General features: G+C 73.2%; 17 protein-coding genes. 9 read left to right on the forward strand and 8 right to left on the reverse strand.

Annotated elements, in window-relative coordinates; genetic code table 11:
* Window positions 1-162: 162 nt before the first annotated feature.
* A complete protein-coding gene (locus tag ACFV3E_RS07360; RefSeq protein WP_499512469.1) occupies window positions 163-447 on the reverse strand; it encodes a DUF2530 domain-containing protein in 285 nt (94 codons plus the stop codon).
* A gap of 144 nt (window positions 448-591) precedes the next feature.
* On the opposite strand from ACFV3E_RS07360, the gene ACFV3E_RS07365 reads away from it, so the two are divergent.
* Window positions 592-2,052, forward strand: a complete 1,461-nt coding sequence (locus ACFV3E_RS07365; protein ID WP_500533825.1) for an NCS2 family permease — start codon at window positions 592-594, stop codon at window positions 2,050-2,052.
* Here ACFV3E_RS07365 and ACFV3E_RS07370 read toward each other — a convergent pair.
* Window positions 2,022-2,231, reverse strand: a complete 210-nt coding sequence (locus tag ACFV3E_RS07370; protein WP_500330345.1) for a ribbon-helix-helix protein, CopG family — start codon at window positions 2,229-2,231, stop codon at window positions 2,022-2,024. The genes ACFV3E_RS07365 and ACFV3E_RS07370 overlap by 31 nt on opposite strands.
* A gap of 205 nt (window positions 2,232-2,436) precedes the next feature.
* Here ACFV3E_RS07370 and ACFV3E_RS07375 point away from each other — a divergent pair, with 205 nt between their 5' ends.
* Entirely contained in the window at window positions 2,437-2,829 is a 393-nt protein-coding gene (locus ACFV3E_RS07375) for a MarR family transcriptional regulator (RefSeq protein ID WP_500372716.1), read from the forward strand.
* An 18-nt stretch (window positions 2,830-2,847) separates the two neighbouring features.
* Entirely contained in the window at window positions 2,848-4,305 is a 1,458-nt protein-coding gene (locus tag ACFV3E_RS07380) for an MFS transporter (protein ID WP_500533827.1), read from the forward strand.
* A 64-nt stretch (window positions 4,306-4,369) separates the two neighbouring features.
* On the opposite strand, the gene ACFV3E_RS07385 is transcribed toward ACFV3E_RS07380, so the two are convergent.
* Together ACFV3E_RS07385 and ACFV3E_RS07390 are read right to left on the reverse strand one after the other, a co-directional pair.
* Complete coding sequence (locus tag ACFV3E_RS07385) at window positions 4,370-4,792, reverse strand: hypothetical protein (RefSeq protein WP_500533828.1); 423 nt, start codon at window positions 4,790-4,792, stop codon at window positions 4,370-4,372.
* Window positions 4,793-4,907: 115 nt separating this feature from the next.
* Window positions 4,908-5,315 carry a winged helix-turn-helix transcriptional regulator gene (locus ACFV3E_RS07390; RefSeq protein WP_500533829.1) on the reverse strand — a complete coding sequence of 136 codons (408 nt, stop codon included), beginning with the start codon at window positions 5,313-5,315 and terminating at the stop codon, window positions 4,908-4,910.
* Between the two features lie 136 nt (window positions 5,316-5,451).
* On the opposite strand from ACFV3E_RS07390, the gene ACFV3E_RS07395 reads away from it, so the two are divergent.
* Complete coding sequence (locus ACFV3E_RS07395; RefSeq protein ID WP_500533831.1) at window positions 5,452-6,354, forward strand: NADP-dependent oxidoreductase; 903 nt, start codon at window positions 5,452-5,454, stop codon at window positions 6,352-6,354.
* A gap of 138 nt (window positions 6,355-6,492) precedes the next feature.
* Window positions 6,493-7,071, forward strand: coding sequence for a Uma2 family endonuclease (locus tag ACFV3E_RS07400; protein ID WP_500533833.1), 579 nt, complete (start codon window positions 6,493-6,495; stop codon window positions 7,069-7,071).
* A gap of 28 nt (window positions 7,072-7,099) precedes the next feature.
* Here the strand turns inward: ACFV3E_RS07400 and ACFV3E_RS07405 are convergent, their stop codons facing one another.
* Window positions 7,100-9,880, reverse strand: a complete 2,781-nt coding sequence (locus tag ACFV3E_RS07405) for an FAD-binding and (Fe-S)-binding domain-containing protein (protein ID WP_500533835.1) — start codon at window positions 9,878-9,880, stop codon at window positions 7,100-7,102.
* A gap of 86 nt (window positions 9,881-9,966) precedes the next feature.
* On the opposite strand from ACFV3E_RS07405, the gene serC reads away from it, so the two are divergent.
* Entirely contained in the window at window positions 9,967-11,085 is a 1,119-nt protein-coding gene (serC, locus tag ACFV3E_RS07410; RefSeq protein WP_500368640.1) for a phosphoserine transaminase, read from the forward strand.
* A gap of 73 nt (window positions 11,086-11,158) precedes the next feature.
* On the opposite strand, the gene ACFV3E_RS07415 is transcribed toward serC, so the two are convergent.
* Together ACFV3E_RS07415 and ACFV3E_RS07420 are read right to left on the reverse strand one after the other, a co-directional pair.
* Window positions 11,159-12,175, reverse strand: coding sequence for a hypothetical protein (locus tag ACFV3E_RS07415; RefSeq protein WP_500533837.1), 1,017 nt, complete (start codon window positions 12,173-12,175; stop codon window positions 11,159-11,161).
* A gap of 25 nt (window positions 12,176-12,200) precedes the next feature.
* On the reverse strand, window positions 12,201-12,806 hold the full coding sequence (locus ACFV3E_RS07420) for a mycothiol-dependent nitroreductase Rv2466c family protein (RefSeq protein WP_500533841.1): 606 nt from the start codon (window positions 12,804-12,806) through the stop codon (window positions 12,201-12,203).
* Window positions 12,807-13,048: 242 nt separating this feature from the next.
* On the opposite strand from ACFV3E_RS07420, the gene ACFV3E_RS07425 reads away from it, so the two are divergent.
* The 3 genes from ACFV3E_RS07425 to ACFV3E_RS07435 all read left to right on the forward strand — a co-directional run bounded on the left by ACFV3E_RS07425 (window position 13,049) and on the right by ACFV3E_RS07435 (window position 15,259).
* The gene (locus ACFV3E_RS07425; protein ID WP_500533930.1) at window positions 13,049-13,741 is read left to right on the forward strand and encodes a GDSL-type esterase/lipase family protein; all 693 of its coding nucleotides are present in this window, start codon (window positions 13,049-13,051) and stop codon (window positions 13,739-13,741) included.
* A gap of 33 nt (window positions 13,742-13,774) precedes the next feature.
* Window positions 13,775-14,770 (forward strand): aldo/keto reductase, encoded by a 996-nt coding sequence (locus ACFV3E_RS07430; RefSeq protein WP_500533842.1) that lies wholly within the window; start codon window positions 13,775-13,777, stop codon window positions 14,768-14,770.
* Between the two features lie 69 nt (window positions 14,771-14,839).
* A complete protein-coding gene (locus ACFV3E_RS07435) occupies window positions 14,840-15,259 on the forward strand; it encodes a CBS domain-containing protein (RefSeq protein ID WP_326575072.1) in 420 nt (139 codons plus the stop codon).
* Between the two features lie 141 nt (window positions 15,260-15,400).
* Here the strand turns inward: ACFV3E_RS07435 and thpR are convergent, their stop codons facing one another.
* The gene (thpR, locus tag ACFV3E_RS07440; RefSeq protein WP_500533843.1) at window positions 15,401-15,970 is read right to left on the reverse strand and encodes an RNA 2',3'-cyclic phosphodiesterase; all 570 of its coding nucleotides are present in this window, start codon (window positions 15,968-15,970) and stop codon (window positions 15,401-15,403) included.
* Window positions 15,971-15,972: the final 2 nt, after the last annotated feature.

Below are 15,972 nucleotides of genomic sequence, written 5' to 3' on the forward strand. Positions count from 1 at the left end.
CTTCGACGGTACGTGGGGGGCGGCGCCGACGGCGCGGCGAGTCGTCGCTCTCGGGGACATCTCCGGGGCGCCGTACGACCGGGGGCGTAGCCGCCGGGGCACGGACCCGGGGCCGGGGCCGGGGCCGCGGATCCGGGGCTCGCGGAACCCGCGGGCCCCGGCTCAGTCCTGTGCGGCGTCCTCCGCGGCGCGGGACCGCCGGATGGCGTCCCGGCGGGCGCGCACGTACCAGAGGCCGATGAGTCCGAGGCCGCCGCCGGCCAGGCAGGTCCAGATCCACCAGGCGTGGCCGTGGTCGGCGTACCAGCCGTAGAAGGGGAGCTGGACGAGGAAGAGCGCGAACCAGATGACCGTCCCGACGGTGACGGTCGCGACGTCGTTCGCCTCCAGAGGTGCCGGCGCCTCGCGCAACCCGGTCGTCCCCTTGCTGTGGCTGCTGCTGCTCATACCGCACAGCGTACCCAGTGGCCCCGGGGGGTCTACGCGCGGAGATAGCGTTTCGGAGGCTCATATGTTCATACTGAAACGGTCCGAGACTGACCGGTTTCAGTCGTAGGAACCTCCAAAAGATCCCCCCACGCAAGGACCCGCATGTCCCCGTCGACCACCGCCAAGGTCGTGCCCAGTTCCCCGACCCCGCCCCCGGCGGCCGCCCACGGCGCGCTCGACCGGTTCTTCCGGATCACCGAGCGGGGGTCCTCCGTCCCCCGGGAGATCCGCGGAGGTCTGGCCACCTTCTTCGCGATGGCCTACATCATCGTCCTGAACCCGATCATCCTCAGCTCGGGCGTGGACAAGTACGGCCACCACCTCGACGGCGGCCAGCTGGTCACCGCCACCGTCGTGACCGCCGCCTTCACCACCCTGCTCATGGGCGTCATCGGCAACGTGCCGATCGCGCTGGCGGCGGGTCTGGGCGTGAACAGCATCGTCGCGCTCCAGCTCGCCCCGAAGATGAGCTGGCCGGACGCGATGGGCATGGTGGTCCTCGCCGGTCTCGCGATCATGGTGCTGGTCGCCACGGGCCTGCGGGAGCGGGTGATGAGCGCGGTGCCGCTGGGCCTGCGCAAGGCGATCGCCATCGGCATCGGCCTGTTCATCGTGCTGATCGGCCTGGTCGACTCCGGCTTCGTGACCCGCATCCCGGACGCCGCGCACACCACCGTCCCGCTGCAGCTGGGGGCGGGCGGCCACCTGACCGGCTGGCCGGTGCTGATCTTCATCCTCGGCGTGCTGCTGACCCTCGGGCTGATCATCCGCAAGGTGCCCGGCGCGATCCTGATCAGCATCGTCGCGATGACCGTTCTCGCGCTCGTCGTCGACGCGGTGGCGAACGTCAAGGACGCCGCCTGGGGCCTGACCGTCCCGCAGTGGCCCGGCAATCCGGTCGCGAGCCCCGACTTCGGGCTGATCGGCAAGGTGAGTCTGTTCGGCGGCTTCCAGGAGGTCGGTGTGCTCACCGGCGTCCTCTTCGTCTTCACCGTGCTGCTGAGCTGCTTCTTCGACGCGATGGGCACCATCCTCGGCGTCAGCGACGAGGCGCACCTCCTGGATTCCAAGGGCGACCTGCCCGGGATGAGCCGGGTCCTGATGGTCGACGGCATCGCGACCGCGGCAGGCGGCTTCACCTCCTGCTCGGCCAACACCTGCTACGCGGAGTCCACCGCGGGCGCCGGCGAGGGCGCGCGCACCGGCCTCGCCTCGATCGCCACCGGTCTGCTCTTCGTCGTCGCGCTGTTCTTCGCGCCGCTGGCCACGATGGTCCCGGCCCAGGCGGCCACCCCCGCGCTCGTCGCGGTGGGCTTCCTGATCATGGCGGGCAGCATCCGGGAGATCGACTGGAGCGACTACACGATCTCCATCCCGGCGTTCCTGACGATGCTGCTCATGCCGTTCACCTACTCGATCACCAACGGCATCGGCATCGGGTTCATCACCTTCTGCGTGCTGCGGCTGGTGGCGGGGCGCGGCCGTGAGGTGCCGTCCGCGCTCTACGCGGTGTCGGCGGTCTTCGCCTTCTACTACCTGATGCCGGCGCTCGGCCTGACGTAACCGGCCGTGTAGAACTGCTCGGTCTCGTCGACGGAGGCCTTGAGCCTCTCGTCGAAGTCATCGCGGATGAGCGTCCGGACGATGTAGTCCTGGACGCTCATCCCGCGTTTCGCGGCGTGAGCCTGGAGACGGTCCAGCAGGTCCCCGTCTATGCGCATGCTGAGCACTCTCGAAGCCATGGCCCAAGGGTCCGGCGGGCCCCTCGGGGCATGCGTCGTTTTCGGGGCGGAACTCACCCGGATGGGTGACTTCCTTGACGAATGTGTTTGGACGCGGCACGGTTACGGCAATTTTACTTAGCATAGGTAATGAGCTAATCTAACGAACGTGACCGAACTGTCCGAGGACGACCGCGCAGCGGTGAACACGCTGCGCGGTGCCGTGATGCGGCTCTCCCGCCGACTGCGCCACCACCGGGTCGACGAATCGCTGAGCCCGACGGAGATGTCCGTGCTGGGCACCCTCGCGCGCTGCGGATCCGCCACCCCCGGGGAGCTGGCCCGCAAGGAGCACGTACAGCCGCCGTCCATGACGAGGATCGTCGCCATGCTCGAGTCCAAGGGCCTGGTGCACCGGGACCCGCATCCGGACGACCGGCGCCAGGTCGTCGTCCGGCAGACCGAGCAGGCGGAGGCGATGCTCGAGGAGAGCCGGGCCCGGCGCAACGCGTTCCTGGCCGAACTCATGGCCACCCTCACGGAGGAGGAACGCGCCGTGCTCCGGGAGGCGGCGCCCGTCCTGGAGAAGCTCGCTCACGCCGACACAAGGACCCGATGACGAGGAGGCGAGACCGGATTGAGTTCGGCAGCCGCATCAGACGCCGCACCCGAACCGAACATCCCTGAGGGGGCCGGACCGGGCGGCACCGCCGACCCGGCCGATCTGCCCACCCCGGCGGGCGCCGACGCCGCCGCGGGGGCCGCCGGACCGTCCGGGACCCCCGGCACCGGCCGCCCCGCCGCGCCGCCGGCGCCCGGCGGCATGTTCAGCTCGCTCCGCAACCGCAACTACCGGCTCTTCGCCGGTGGGGCGATCGTCTCCAACACCGGCACCTGGATGTCGCGCATCGCGCAGGACTGGCTGGTGCTGAGCCTCACCGGGTCCTCCTTCGCCGTCGGCATCACGACCGCGCTGCAGTTCCTGCCCATGCTGCTCTTCGGGCTCTACGGCGGCGTCATCGCCGACCGCTACCCCAAGCGCCGCACCCTGCTGGCCACCCAGGCCGCCATGGGCCTGCTGGGCCTCGCCCTGGCCGCGCTGACCCTCAGCGGAGCCGTCCAGGTCTGGCACGTGTACGCCATCGCCTTCGGGCTCGGCATGGTCACCGTCGTCGACAACCCCAGCCGGCAGGCGTTCGTCGTCGAGATGGTCGGCCCGGCCGACGTCCGCAACGCGGTCTCCCTGAACTCCGCCAACTTCCAGAGCGCCCGCCTCATCGGCCCCGCCGTCGCGGGCGCGCTGATCACCGCGGTCGGCAGCGGCTGGGCCTTCCTCTTCAACGGCCTGTCCTTCCTGGCGCCGCTCGCCGGACTGCTGCTCATGCGCCGTTCCGAGCTCTACGAGGTGCCCACCGCGCCGCGCGGCAAGGGCCAGCTGCGCGAGGGCCTGCGCTACGTCGCCGGACGGCCCGAGCTGATCTGGCCCATCGTGCTGGTCGGCTTCATCGGCACCTTCGCGTACAACTTCCCGATCTGGCTCACCGCCTTCGCCGACCATGTCTTCCACGGCGACGCCGGGATGTACGGCCTGTTCAACTCGGTGCTCGCGGTCGGCTCCGTCGTCGGCGCGCTGCTGGCGGCCCGGCGCGGCAGCACCCGGCTGCGGCTGCTGGTCGGCGCGGCGCTCGGGTTCGGCCTGCTGGAGGTCGTGGCGGCGCTGGCGCCGACGTACTGGATCTTCCTGGCGCTCATGCTGCCGATCGGCATCTTCGGCCTGACCTTCAACACCACCGCCAACGCCAGCGTCCAGCTCGCGACCGACCCCGCCATGCGGGGCCGCGTCATGAGCCTGTTCATGATGGTCTTCGTGGGCGGCACGCCGCTGGGCGGCCCGCTCGTCGGCTGGATCACCGACGTCTTCGGGGCCCGGACCGGCTTCCTGGCCGGCGGCCTCGTCGCCGCGGTGGCGGCGGCCTGCGTCGGACTCTTCCTGGCCCGGCTGGGCGGTCTGCGGCTCAAGATCGACCTGCACCGCGGCAAGGACCACAAGCTGATCGAGTTCGTGCCGCGGGAGTCGGAGTCGGTGGCCGCCTGAGCGCGGCGACGGCCCGGGCGAGCGGTCAGGCGGTCCCGGGGACCGGCCCAGGCGGCGGGCACGGTCAGACGACGGCGGGTCGGCGCTGGTTGCGGAACTGCCGCATCAGCTCGGCCCACACCAGCAGGCCGGTCACCGGGGCGGTGGCCGCGAAGAGCATGTGCACGTAGTCCTCGCCGAGGCTCGACGAGGCCCACAGGCTCCACGCCAGCGCGGCCACCACGCCCACCGCGGTCAGGAACCACGAGGGCAGTTCGCGGCGGTCGTCGACGATCGCCGCGGCCGTGCCCAGCCCGCCGCCGATCACCAGTCCCATGACCAGGACGGCGCGGGTCCAGTCCGGGGCACCGATGACGTCCTGCAGCACGGGTTTCGTGTGCAGCTGGCGGTAGGTGATCAGCAGGCTGGCGACGTAGACGGTCACCAGCGTCCCCAGGCTGAGCGCCCTCACCAGCTGACCGAGCGCACCGCGCTCTCCACCGGGCATGATGTCCCCCCGCTGCCGGAAGTAGGCCGAAACGGCCGGTAACGGCTCTACAGAATGCCCGAAAACGGATGAACGGCACAGGGGATCGGTGAAACCGGGGCGACCCCGGGCCGCCTCAGGACGTGCCCGCTCCGGCGTCGTAGCGCTCGCGGGCCTCGACGACCTCCTCGATGTGCTCCTCCGCCCAGTCCTTCACGGCGGAGAACAGCACGGCCAGGCTCTCGCCCAGCGGCGTCAGCGCGTAGTCCACCCGCACGGGGACGGACGGCGTGACGGTCCGCGCGACCAGTCCGTCCCGCTCCAGGGTGCGCAGCGTCTGCGTGAGCATCTTCTGGCTGACGCCCGCGATACGGCGGCCCAGGTCGCTGTAACGCTGCGGGCCGTCCTTGAGTGCGGCCATGAGCAGGCCGGCCCACTTGTCGCTGATCCGGATGAGCAACTGGTTCGTCGGGCAGCCCTTCATGAACGCGTTGTAGGCTGCGCGGGCCTCCTCGCGCCGCTGGGACGCGGTGGTCGTCGCCATGGGGGCTCCCCTCCGGACTCCTCGGTTCGGTACGCACTTCCAGGTACGTACTTACCCGGAGAGAGTAGCTCTCCCTAGGTTTGTGATGACGGCGGGACCAGTCGCCGCACATCCTCAGGAACAGGGAGCTTCTGCCATGCGTGCTGTCGTGATCAGGGAATTCGGCGGGCCCGAGGTGCTGGAGGTCGCCGAGGTGCCGCTGCCCGAGCCGGGCCCGGGCGAGGTCCGGGTGCGGGTGGCCGCGGCCGGGGTCAACCCCGCCGACCTCGCCGTACGGGCCGGTCTGCTCGGGGCCGGGGCACTGGTGCCCGGCGCCTTCCTCGGGCTGGGCTGGGACGTCGCGGGGACCGTGGACGCGGTCGGCGCCGGGCTCTCCGTCCCCGTGCCGGGCACGGCCGTCGTGGGCGCGGTGGGCGGGTTCGGGCAGCGGACCAAGGCGCACGCCGAGTACGTCGTGCTGGGCGCGGACGCCCTCGCCGCGGCCCCCTCGTCCGTCGACCCCGTCCACGCCGCCACCCTCCCGACCAACGCCCTCACCGCCGACGAGGCGCTCGGCCTGCTGGCCGCCCGCCCCGGCGACCGCGTGCTGGTCACCGGCGCCGCGGGCGCGGTCGGGGCCTACGCCGTCCAGCTGGCCCGCCACGCGGGGCTGCACGTCGTCGCACTGGCCCGCCCCGCCGACCTCCCGCTGCTGCGGGAACTGGGCGCCGACGAGGCCGTGTCGTCCCTGGACGGCGTCCGGGCCGACGCCGCCCTCGACGCGGCGGCGCTCGGCGCCCCCGTCCTGGCGGCCGTACCGGACGGCGGCGGCTACGTCACCGTCCGGCCCGACGCGGTGCCCGCCGCCGAGCGCGGCATCCGCGTCGCCGCGGTCCAGGTCCAGCCGGACGGGGCCCGCCTCGCGGAGCTGGTGGCCCTGGTGGACGAGGGCGTGCTCACCACGCGGGTGGCCGACACCTACCCGTTGGCGGAGGTCGCCAAGGCCCACGCCCGCCTCGCGGAGGGGGGCCTGCGGGGGAGGCTCGTGCTGGTGCCGTGACCCTGGCGCCGGCGTCGGTGACCTCGGGGGTGCTTCATCGTTTCGAGTGAATGTGCGATCGGGGCGCCCCGGGCCGGCGGCGGCTGCGTGAGAATCGGGGGAGTCGTCAGTCGCGTGTGCGGAGCCCCTGGAGGACCGATGAGCTCACAGCCCCACTGGGCGCCTCGGGCGGCCGCCGGTTCGTACGCGCCGGACGACCCGGAAACCGCGCTCAAGTACGCGATCCGGCACCACGGGGGGGACCGGGTGCAGATCGTCGAGGGGGTCATCCGGCAAGTGGTGCCACCTACGTGGGGGCATGAGAAGGCCGCGGCCATGATCCGTCGGCAGATCGACGCCGTCGTGCAGAAGATGGGCTGCCTCTCAGGCTCGGGAAATCTGGACCTTCCCGGCAGTGGCAACTGGTACCTGCCGGACCTGGCGGTCGTGCCGGAAGACCTGGCGGAGGCCGACGCTCTCGTCGCCCACCAGACCCTGCTGGTGGTGGAGGTCACCTCGGAGTCCAACGGCGACACCGACCGGATCGTCAAACGCCGCCGCTACGCCGAGTACGGCGCCCCGCTGTACCTCCTCGTCGACCGTCAGGAGCGCAGCTGCACCCTGTATGCGGAGCCGGGGGAGCTCGGCTACCGGGCGGTGGACGGCCCGCATCCCTTCGGCACTCCGCTGCGGCTGCCCGAGCCCTTCGGACTCGAGCTGGACACCGCGGAGTTCTGAGGCCCCGCCCTCCGCACGGGCCGCCGCCTCACAGCCCGTCCGCCAGCAGCTCCGCGAGGTGCCGGGCGCGCACCCCGCCGAGCTGGGCGAGCTGGGTGCGGCAGGAGAAGCCGTCCGCGAGGACGGCCGTACCGGGGCGGGCGGCGCCGACGGCGGGCAGCAGACGCTCCTCGGCGCAGGCGACGGAGACCTCGTAATGGCCGCGCTCGAAGCCGAAGTTCCCGGCCAGGCCGCAGCAGCCGGAGGCCAGGGTGCCGCCGAGCCCGGCGCGGGCGCGCAGCCGGCGCTCGGCGGCGTCTCCCAGGACGGCATGCTGGTGGCAGTGGGTCTGGCCGGTGACCGCCCGGTCGAGGCGGGGCGGCGTCCAGCCGGGGGCCCGCTCCTCCAGCACCTGCGCGAAGGTGCGTACGGAACCGGCCAGGGCCGCCGCCTCGTCGGTGCCCAGGAGTTCGGGCAGATCGGTGCGGAGCGCCGCCGCGCAGCTCGGTTCCAGGACGACGACGGGATGACCGGCGGCCACCACGGGAGCCATCCGCAGGACCGTGCGGCGCATCACCTGCCGCGCCCGGTCGAGGCGGCCGGTCGAGACCCAGGTCAGGCCGCAGCAGACGCGTCCCGGCGGCAGCACGACGCGCAGTCCGGCCGCCCGCAGGACGTGTACGGCGGCGCGGCCGACCTCGGGGGAGAAGCGGTCGGTGAAGGTGTCCGGCCACAGCACCACGGTCCCTCCCGCCTCCGCTGCGGGTTCCTGCCGCCGCCACCAGCGCACGAAGGACTCCTCGGCCAGCGGCGGCAGTTCCCGCTCGGGCGCGACACCCGCCGTCCGCTTGGCCAGGGCGGCCAGCGGCCGTACCCGTGCCAGGGCGTTCACGGTCCCGGCGAGCGGGGTCGCCGCGCGCAGCCACGTCGGCAGCCCGCCCATCAGGTAGTGCGAGGCGGGCCGGGGCCGCCGCCGGTAGTGGTGGTGGAGGAACTCCGCCTTGTAGGTGGCCATGTCGACGCCGACCGGGCAGTCCGAGCGGCAGCCCTTGCAGGACAGGCAGAGGTCCAGGGCGTCCAGGACCTCGGGCGAGCGCCAGCCGCCGGTGACGATCTCGCCGGCGAGCATCTCGTGCAGCAGCCGGGCCCGGCCTCGGGTGGAGTGCCGCTCCTCGCGCGTCGCCCGGTACGAGGGGCACATGACGCCCGCCCCCGGATCCCCGGCCCCCGGACCCCCTCCCGTGTCACGGCACTTGGCGACGCCGACGCAGCGGCGCACCGCCGCCGAGAAGTCCCCGCCGTCGTGGGGGTAGCCGAAGGCGACGGCGACCGGCCGGCGCGGCAGGACGGCGAAGCGCAGATGGGCGTCGAGCGGTTCGGGCCGCACCAGCATGCCGGGGTTGAGGCCGCCCGCCGGGTCCAGCGCGTCCTTGAACCGGCCGAAGAGGGCGACCAGTTCGTCCCCGTACATCCTGGGCAGCAACTCCGCGCGGGCCTGCCCGTCCCCGTGCTCCCCGGACAGCGAGCCGCCGTGCGCGACGACGAGCTGCGCGACGTCCTCGGAGAAGCGGCGGAAGCGGGCCACACCCGCCGCGTCGAGCAGGTCGAAGTCGATGCGCACGTGGATGCAGCCGTCGCCGAAGTGCCCGTACGGCGCCCCGCGCAGTCCGTGCCCGCGCAGCAGTGCGCGGAAGTCGCGCAGGTAGGCGCCGAGCCGTGCGGGCGGCACGGCGCAGTCCTCCCAGCCCGGCCAGGCCTCCGTCCCGTCCGGCATCCGGGTGGCGGTGCCGGCTGCCTCCTCGCGGATCCGCCACAGCGTGCGCTGCGCGACGGGGTCGGTCACGACGACCGAGTCGCCCGCGTCGGCGAGCCGCCGCAGCGCCTCCGCCTCGCCGGTGCCGGGCATCTCGACGAAGAGCCACGCGCCGCCCCGCGGCAGCAGCCCGGCGGCCTCCCCGCCCACCAGATCGGCGGCCATGCCCTCCACCGTCAGCGGACCGTACGGCAGCAGGCCGTTCGCGGCATCGGCGGCGGCCCCTTCGTCCGGGTAGCCGAGGACGACCAGGACGCGCACCGGGGGCGCGGGCACCAGCCGGACCTCGGCCTCCGTGATGACGGCGAGCGTGCCCTCGCTGCCGGTCAGGGCCCGGGCCAGGTCCCGGCCGCGTTCGGGGAGCAGGGCGTCGAGGGCGTAGCCGGAGATGCGGCGGGGGAGCTGCTGCGGGTAGCCGGTGCGCAGCAGGGCGAGATGGCCGTCCACCAGTTCCCGCAGGTCGGCGCGGAGCGGCTCGGCGGTGCGCAGCGGCTCGCCGCCGTAGGTGAGGCACTCCAGGGCCCGGACGTTGTCGGCGGTGGTGCCCCAGGCGACGGAGTGCGGGCCGCACGCGTTGTTGCCGATCATGCCGCCGAGGGTGCAGCGGCTGTGGGTGGACGGATCGGGGCCGAAGGTCAGCCCGTGCGCGGCGGCGGCGCGCCGCAGGTCGTCCAGGACCACTCCCGGCTGCACACGGGCCGTCAACGCCTCGGGGCTGAGTGACACGATCCGGTGCATGTGCCGGGTGAAGTCGAGGACGACCCCGGTGCCCGTCGCCTGCCCGGCGATCGACGTGCCGCCGCCGCGCGGCACCACCGGCACCCCGTGCGCCCGGCACACGGCGAGCGCCGCGGCCACGTCGCCGGCGTCGCGCGGCGCGACCACGGCCACCGGGACGCGCCGGTAGTTGGACGCGTCCATCGTGGTCAGCGCCCTGCTCTGCGGGTCGAAGGAGACCTCGCCCCGCACCGCCCGCTCCAGCTCGCGGCGCAGTCCGTGCCGCAGATCGTCCGCCATGCCCCTCAGCCTGCCCCACCGCGCCGCATGTCTCACCGGATGGACCGGAGCCCGTAACCGGGTCGTCACGCACTACGCTGCGAGACGTGGCCGAGATCCAGATTCCCGCTGACATCAAGCCCGCCGACGGACGATTCGGTTCGGGCCCCTCCAAGGTGCGGCCCGAGGCGCTCAGCGCCCTGGCCGCCACCGGCACCTCGCTGATGGGCACCTCTCACCGGCAGGCGCCGGTGAAGGACCTGGTCGGCCGGGTCCGGGACGGCATCCGTGAGCTCTTCTCGCTTCCCGAGGGCTACGAGGTGGTGCTCGGCAACGGCGGCTCCACCGCCTTCTGGGACATCGCCACCCACGGGCTCATCGAGCGCAAGTCGCAGCACCTCAGCTTCGGCGAGTTCTCCTCCAAGTTCGCCAAGGCGGCCAAGCTGGCGCCGTGGCTGGACGAGCCGACCGTGATCTCCGCCGACCCGGGCACGCACCCCGAGGCGGCCGCCGAGGCCGGCGTGGACGTCTACGCCTTCACCCACAACGAGACCTCCACCGGTGTCGCGATGCCGCTGCGGCGCGTGGCCGGCGCCGACGAGGGCGCCCTCGTCCTGGTCGACGCCACCTCCGGCGCGGGCGGCCTGCCGGTCGACATCGCCGAGACCGACGTCTACTACTTCGCCCCGCAGAAGTCCTTCGCCGCCGACGGCGGGCTGTGGATCGCCGCGTTCTCCCCGGCCGCGCTGGAGCGCGCCGCGCGGATCGCCGCGTCCGGCCGCCACATCCCGGCCTTCTTCGACCTGCCGACCGCGATCGACAACTCGGGCAAGAACCAGACGTACAACACCCCCGCGCTCGCCACCCTGTTCCTGCTGAACGACCAGCTGGAGTGGATCAACGGCCAGGGCGGCCTGGACTGGGCCGTCGCGCGCACCGCCGACTCCTCCTCGCGTCTGTACACCTGGGCCGAGGACTCCAAGTACGCCACCCCGTTCGTCACCGACCCGGCCAAGCGCTCCCAGGTCGTCGGCACGATCGACTTCAACGACGAGGTCGACGCGGCGGTGATCGCCAAGGTGCTGCGCGCCAACGGCGTCGTCGACACCGAGCCGTACCGCAAGCTGGGCCGCAACCAGCTGCGCGTCGCGATGTTCCCGGCCGTGGAGCCGGCGGACGTCGAGGCCCTGACCGCCTGCGTCGACTTCGTCGTCGAGCGGCTCTGAACCCGGGCCCCACGGGGCCACCACCGCCGGCGGGCTGGGCGATCGCCCCGCCCGCCGGTGTTCCCGGGGCGCCTCAGCGCTCCCGGCGCAGCAACCGGCGCACCCCCACCAGCAACGCGGCGACCGCGGCCAGGGTGACGGCGCCCAGCGCGAACTGCCGTGTCGAACCCGCCTCGTCCGCGCGGGAACCGGCGGCGTCCGCCGAGGAACTCCCCGACGGCCCGGGGGAGGAGGAGGCGGCACGGCGGGCCGCGTCGGGCAGGTCGTCCCCGCTCAGCGGCACGCGCCAGACCTCGCTGTCCGCGCCCTCGCTGCCGTACATCAGGGCCCGGCCGTCCGGGGTGAAGGCGACGGACTCGCCCTGCCGCTGCAGCGGCACGTGCATCTGGTCGATCCGGCGCGCCGTGCCGTCGGACCAGCGGTACATCAGGGCGCCGAAGTAGCCGCGCAGCACCAGCCGGCTGCCGTCCGGGGAGAAGGCGCCGTCGGTGATCCACAGCGGGATGGCCGCGACGCGCCGGAAGACGTTGGTGCCGCTCGCGGAGAGCTTCGCCGGGCCCTGGTAGAGGCCGCCGCCGTCCTCGTTCTTGCTCGCGATGTAGACCCGCCCTGACGTGGGGTCGACCATCATCGCCTCGGCGTTGCGCGGGCCGCCGTCGTACTGGACGGTGTACTGCGTCGCGGTCACCGTCCGGTCCGTCAGCCGTTCCGGCTCCGGGAAGCGGTAGATCCACACGTGCGGCCAGGAGCCGTCGAGGTTGTCGCCGATGTCGCCGACGTACAGCGCGCCGTCCGGGCCCATCGAGATCGCCTCGACGTCGCGCGGGCTGCCCACGCCGCGCAGGGTGACGGTGGCGACCGTCTTGCCCGTCGCGGAGTCGACGGCGTAGACGTACGGGCCGTCGTCGCTGTCGTTGTGCGTCCAGTAGACGCCCTTGTGGAGGCGGCTGGCGACCAGGCCGCTCGACTCGGTGATCCGCGGGTCCGACATCGTGAAGGCCGCGGACTCCCCGTCGTCGGCGGCCGCGCTGCCGACGAGGGGACCCATGACGAGGACGGAGGCCGCGGCCGCGGCGAGCAGTGGGCGCATGCGCCAAGCCTGCCAGGTGGACGGCTCAGGCGAAGTCGAGGCCGCCGGTGCGGCTGCGCTTCAGCTCGAAGAAGGTCGGGTGGCCGGCCAGCGCCCGGACTCCGTCGAAGAGCCGCGCCGCCTCCTCGCCGCGCGGGATCGAGGTGAGGACGGGTCCGAAGAAGGCGGCCCCGTCGATGTGCAGGGTGGGCGTGCCGACCTCCTCCCCGACCGGGTCCATGCCCTCGTGGTGGCTCCTGCGCAGCTCCTCGTCGTACGCGGTGCCGCCCGCGGCCTCCGCCAGCTCCGGCGGCAGGCCCGCCTGCGCCAGCGCCTCGCGCAGCACCTCGTCGGAGGCCGGGCGGTCCTGCACGTGCAGCCGGGTGCCGAGCGCCGTGTACAGCTCGCGCAGCACGTGCTCCCCGTGGTGCCGCGCGGCGGCGACGCACACCCGTACCGGGCCCCAGCCGGTGCTCAGCAGCCGCTCGTAGCGCTCGGGCAGGCCCTCGCGGCCCTCGTTGAGCACGGACAGGCTCATCACCCGGAAGCGCAGGCGCAGTTCGCGTTCCCGCTCCACCTCCAGGATCCAGCGGGAGGTGATCCAGGCGAAGGGGCAGATGGGGTCGAAGTAGAAGTCCACCGAGTGCGTCATGCCCGTCACCCTAGGAGCGGAACAGCCCGCTCAGCAGGGCCATTCGAGAGCTTCTCCACTGGGCCAATCGCAGCGGCCGCACGGCCTTCCCGGCCCCGCGGCAGTGACGGTGCCAACACCGCCGTACCCGAGGTCAGGGCCCTGCCGGGGAGCCCGCGGGCCCTAAGATCCCCTCCATGTCCAGTGCACCCCCCGGCCCCGGCGACGGGCCCCGCCGCACGCCCGGACGCCGCACGGCGTGGATGTTCGTCGGCGACTCCATGACGATCGGCAGCGCGGGGGAGCACACCTGGCGCTACCGCATGTGGGAGCACCTGCGGTCGCTGGGGACGGAGGGCGAGGACTTCGAGATCGTCGGCCCGCGGACCGCGCTGCACGACCCCGGTGCCGACGCGGCCGTCTCGCAGCGCTACGCCGACCCCGCCTTCCCCGTCTCCGCGCGCCGCCACCTGGCCGGCTGGGGCGAGGGGTGGCTGCACATGGCGCCGCTCATCGAGGGCGCCGTGCGGGAGCACCGTCCCGACGTGCTGCTGGTCTCCCTGGGGCTGATCGACCTCGGCTTCTACACCAACCCCGAGCAGACCGAGGCCAACGTGCGGCTGTTCGTCGGGCGGGCGCGGGCGGCCAACCCCCGTGTCGCCGCGGTGCTGCTGCCCGTCATACCCAACTCGCGCTGCGACCAGGACCCCGGATTCGGCGCACAGTGCGAGGAGTTCAACACCCGCCTGGCCAAGACCGTCGCCGACCTGGGCACCGCGGTCTCTCCGCTGCTGCTGGCCTCCCGCCCGGCCGGCTACGACATCACCCGGGACACCTACGACGGCACCCACCCCAACGCCTCCGGGGAGCACCGGCTGGCGGCCGCGTTCGCGGACGCCGCGCACCAGGCGTGGGGCCTGGGGGCGCCGTACCGACACCCCCTCAACTCCGCTTGATTCGAGCGCACTCCAAGAGCTTGGCTGGTCCCCATGGAGTACACACAGCTCGGACGCACCGGACTCAAGGTCAGCCGGCTCGTACTGGGAACGATGAACTTCGGCCCGCAGACGGACGAGGCCGACAGCCACGCGATCATGGACGCCGCGCACGACGCGGGCGTCAACTTCTTCGACACGGCCAACGTCTACGGCTGGGGCGAGAACAAGGGCCGCACCGAGGAGATCATCGGCAGCTGGTTCGCCAAGGGCGGCGGCCGCCGCGACAGGACCGTCCTGGCGACCAAGGTCTACGGCAACATGGGCACCGACGGCGCCCCCTGGCCGAACGGCGACAAGCTCTCCGCGCTCAACATCCGCCGTGCCGCCGAGGCGAGCCTGAAGCGCCTGGGCACGGACCACATCGACGTCTACCAGTTCCACCACATCGACCGCGCGACGCCGTGGGAGGAGATCTGGCAGGCGATCGACGTCCTGGTGCAGCAGGGCAAGGTGCTCTACGCCGGATCGTCCAACTTCCCCGGCTGGGGTATCGCCAAGGCCAACGAGGCCGCCGCGCGGCGCCATTCGCTCGGCCTGGTCAGCGAGCAGTGCCTGTACAACCTCGCCGAGCGCCGCGCCGAGATGGAGGTCATCCCGGCCGCGCAGGAGTACGGCCTGGGCGTCATCCCCTGGTCGCCGCTCCACGGCGGCCTGCTGGGCGGCGCGCTGCGCAAGGAGCGCGAGGGCGGCGGCTCCCGCTCCACCTCCGGCCGCAGCGCCGACTCGCTGAAGGACAGCGCCCTGCGCGAGCAGGTCCAGGCGTACGAGGACGCGGTCGACAAGGCCGGCCTGCAGCCCGGTGACGTCGCCCTGGCCTGGCTGCTGGGCCGCCCCGGGATCACCGGCCCGATCGTCGGCCCGCGCACCCGCGAGCAGCTGGACTCCGCGCTGCGCGCGGTCGAACTGGAGCTGCCCGCGGAGCTGCTCGCCGAGCTGGACGAGATCTTCCCGGGCCCGGGCCCGTCGCCGGAGGCCTTCGCCTGGTAGGCGTCCGCGGTGGTCCGCCCCGCCGTGCGCCCGGTCGCAGATTCACCCGGTCGGGCGCACGATGAGGGTATGACCACAGCCAAAGAGATCATGCATCCCGGCGCCCGTGCGATACCGGCGACCGAGACTCTCGACCGGGCGGCGCAGCTCATGCGCGAGCTCAACGTCGGCGCGCTGCCGGTCCACGACGTGAACGACCGGATGTGCGGCATCATCACCGACCGGGACATCGTCACCAAGTGCATCGCCGCGGGGCGCGACCCCTCCAAGGTGACCTGCGGCGACCTGTGCGAGGGCACCCCCCGCTGGATCGACGCGGACGCCGACGTCTCCGACGTCCTGACCGAGATGGAGTCGCACCGCATCAAGCGGCTCCCGGTGGTCGAGGACAAGAAGCTGATCGGCATCATCACCGAGGCCGACCTGGCCCGCCACCTCACCGACGAACAGGTGGCGGAATTCGTCGAGAGGGTCTACGCCGGCGCCTGAGACGGGCCGGCCCCTCCCCTGCGGTCGTCTAGCCGCGCACGACGGTGCCGACGATCACCACGACCACCAGCAGGGCGAGGGCGGCGGTCATTACTCGGGTACGGGTCTTCGGGTCCACACATCGAGGTTAACGGGGCGGCCTCAGTGCCCCAGCGGGCAGGTCCGCACCGTCTCGTAGCGGGGTTGCGCCCCCGGCACCCCGGGTGCGGGCGGATGGCTCCGCACCAGGGAGATCGCCGCCGCCGTCCACGGGGTGCCCGCGAACTGCGCGAGGGCGTCGGTGAAGGGCCTCAGGCCCACCCTGGTGCGCCCGGCGCGCTGCCGGGCCAGCGTCAGGTGGGCGTGGAAGCGGCCGTGCTCGTCCTCGTGGTGGACGCCCGCCCGCCGGGCGGCCGCCTGCGCCGCGGCCGCCGTACGTCCCAGGTCGTCCCCGTCCAGTCCGGCCCAGAGCGTGCGGTCGCCGAAGCGGCCCCCGCCGGTCAGCGCGATCCGGCAGTGCGGATGGCGCCGCGCCGCCCGGTCCAGGCGTTCGGCCAGCCCGGGCAGCAGGGCCTCGTCCACCTCGCCGAGGAACGCCAGCGTCACGTGCCATCCGGCACGCTCCGTCCAGCGCAGCCCGTCCGCGCCCGGCAGGGCGCGGAGCACGTCCACGGCGCCCCCCAGTTCGGCGAGGGCGGACCTGGGGGGCACGACGGCCACGAACAGCCTCATCC

Origin of the sequence: Streptomyces sp. NPDC059718, assembly GCF_042733315.1 — a bacterium.
Classification (GTDB): domain Bacteria; phylum Actinomycetota; class Actinomycetes; order Streptomycetales; family Streptomycetaceae; genus Actinacidiphila.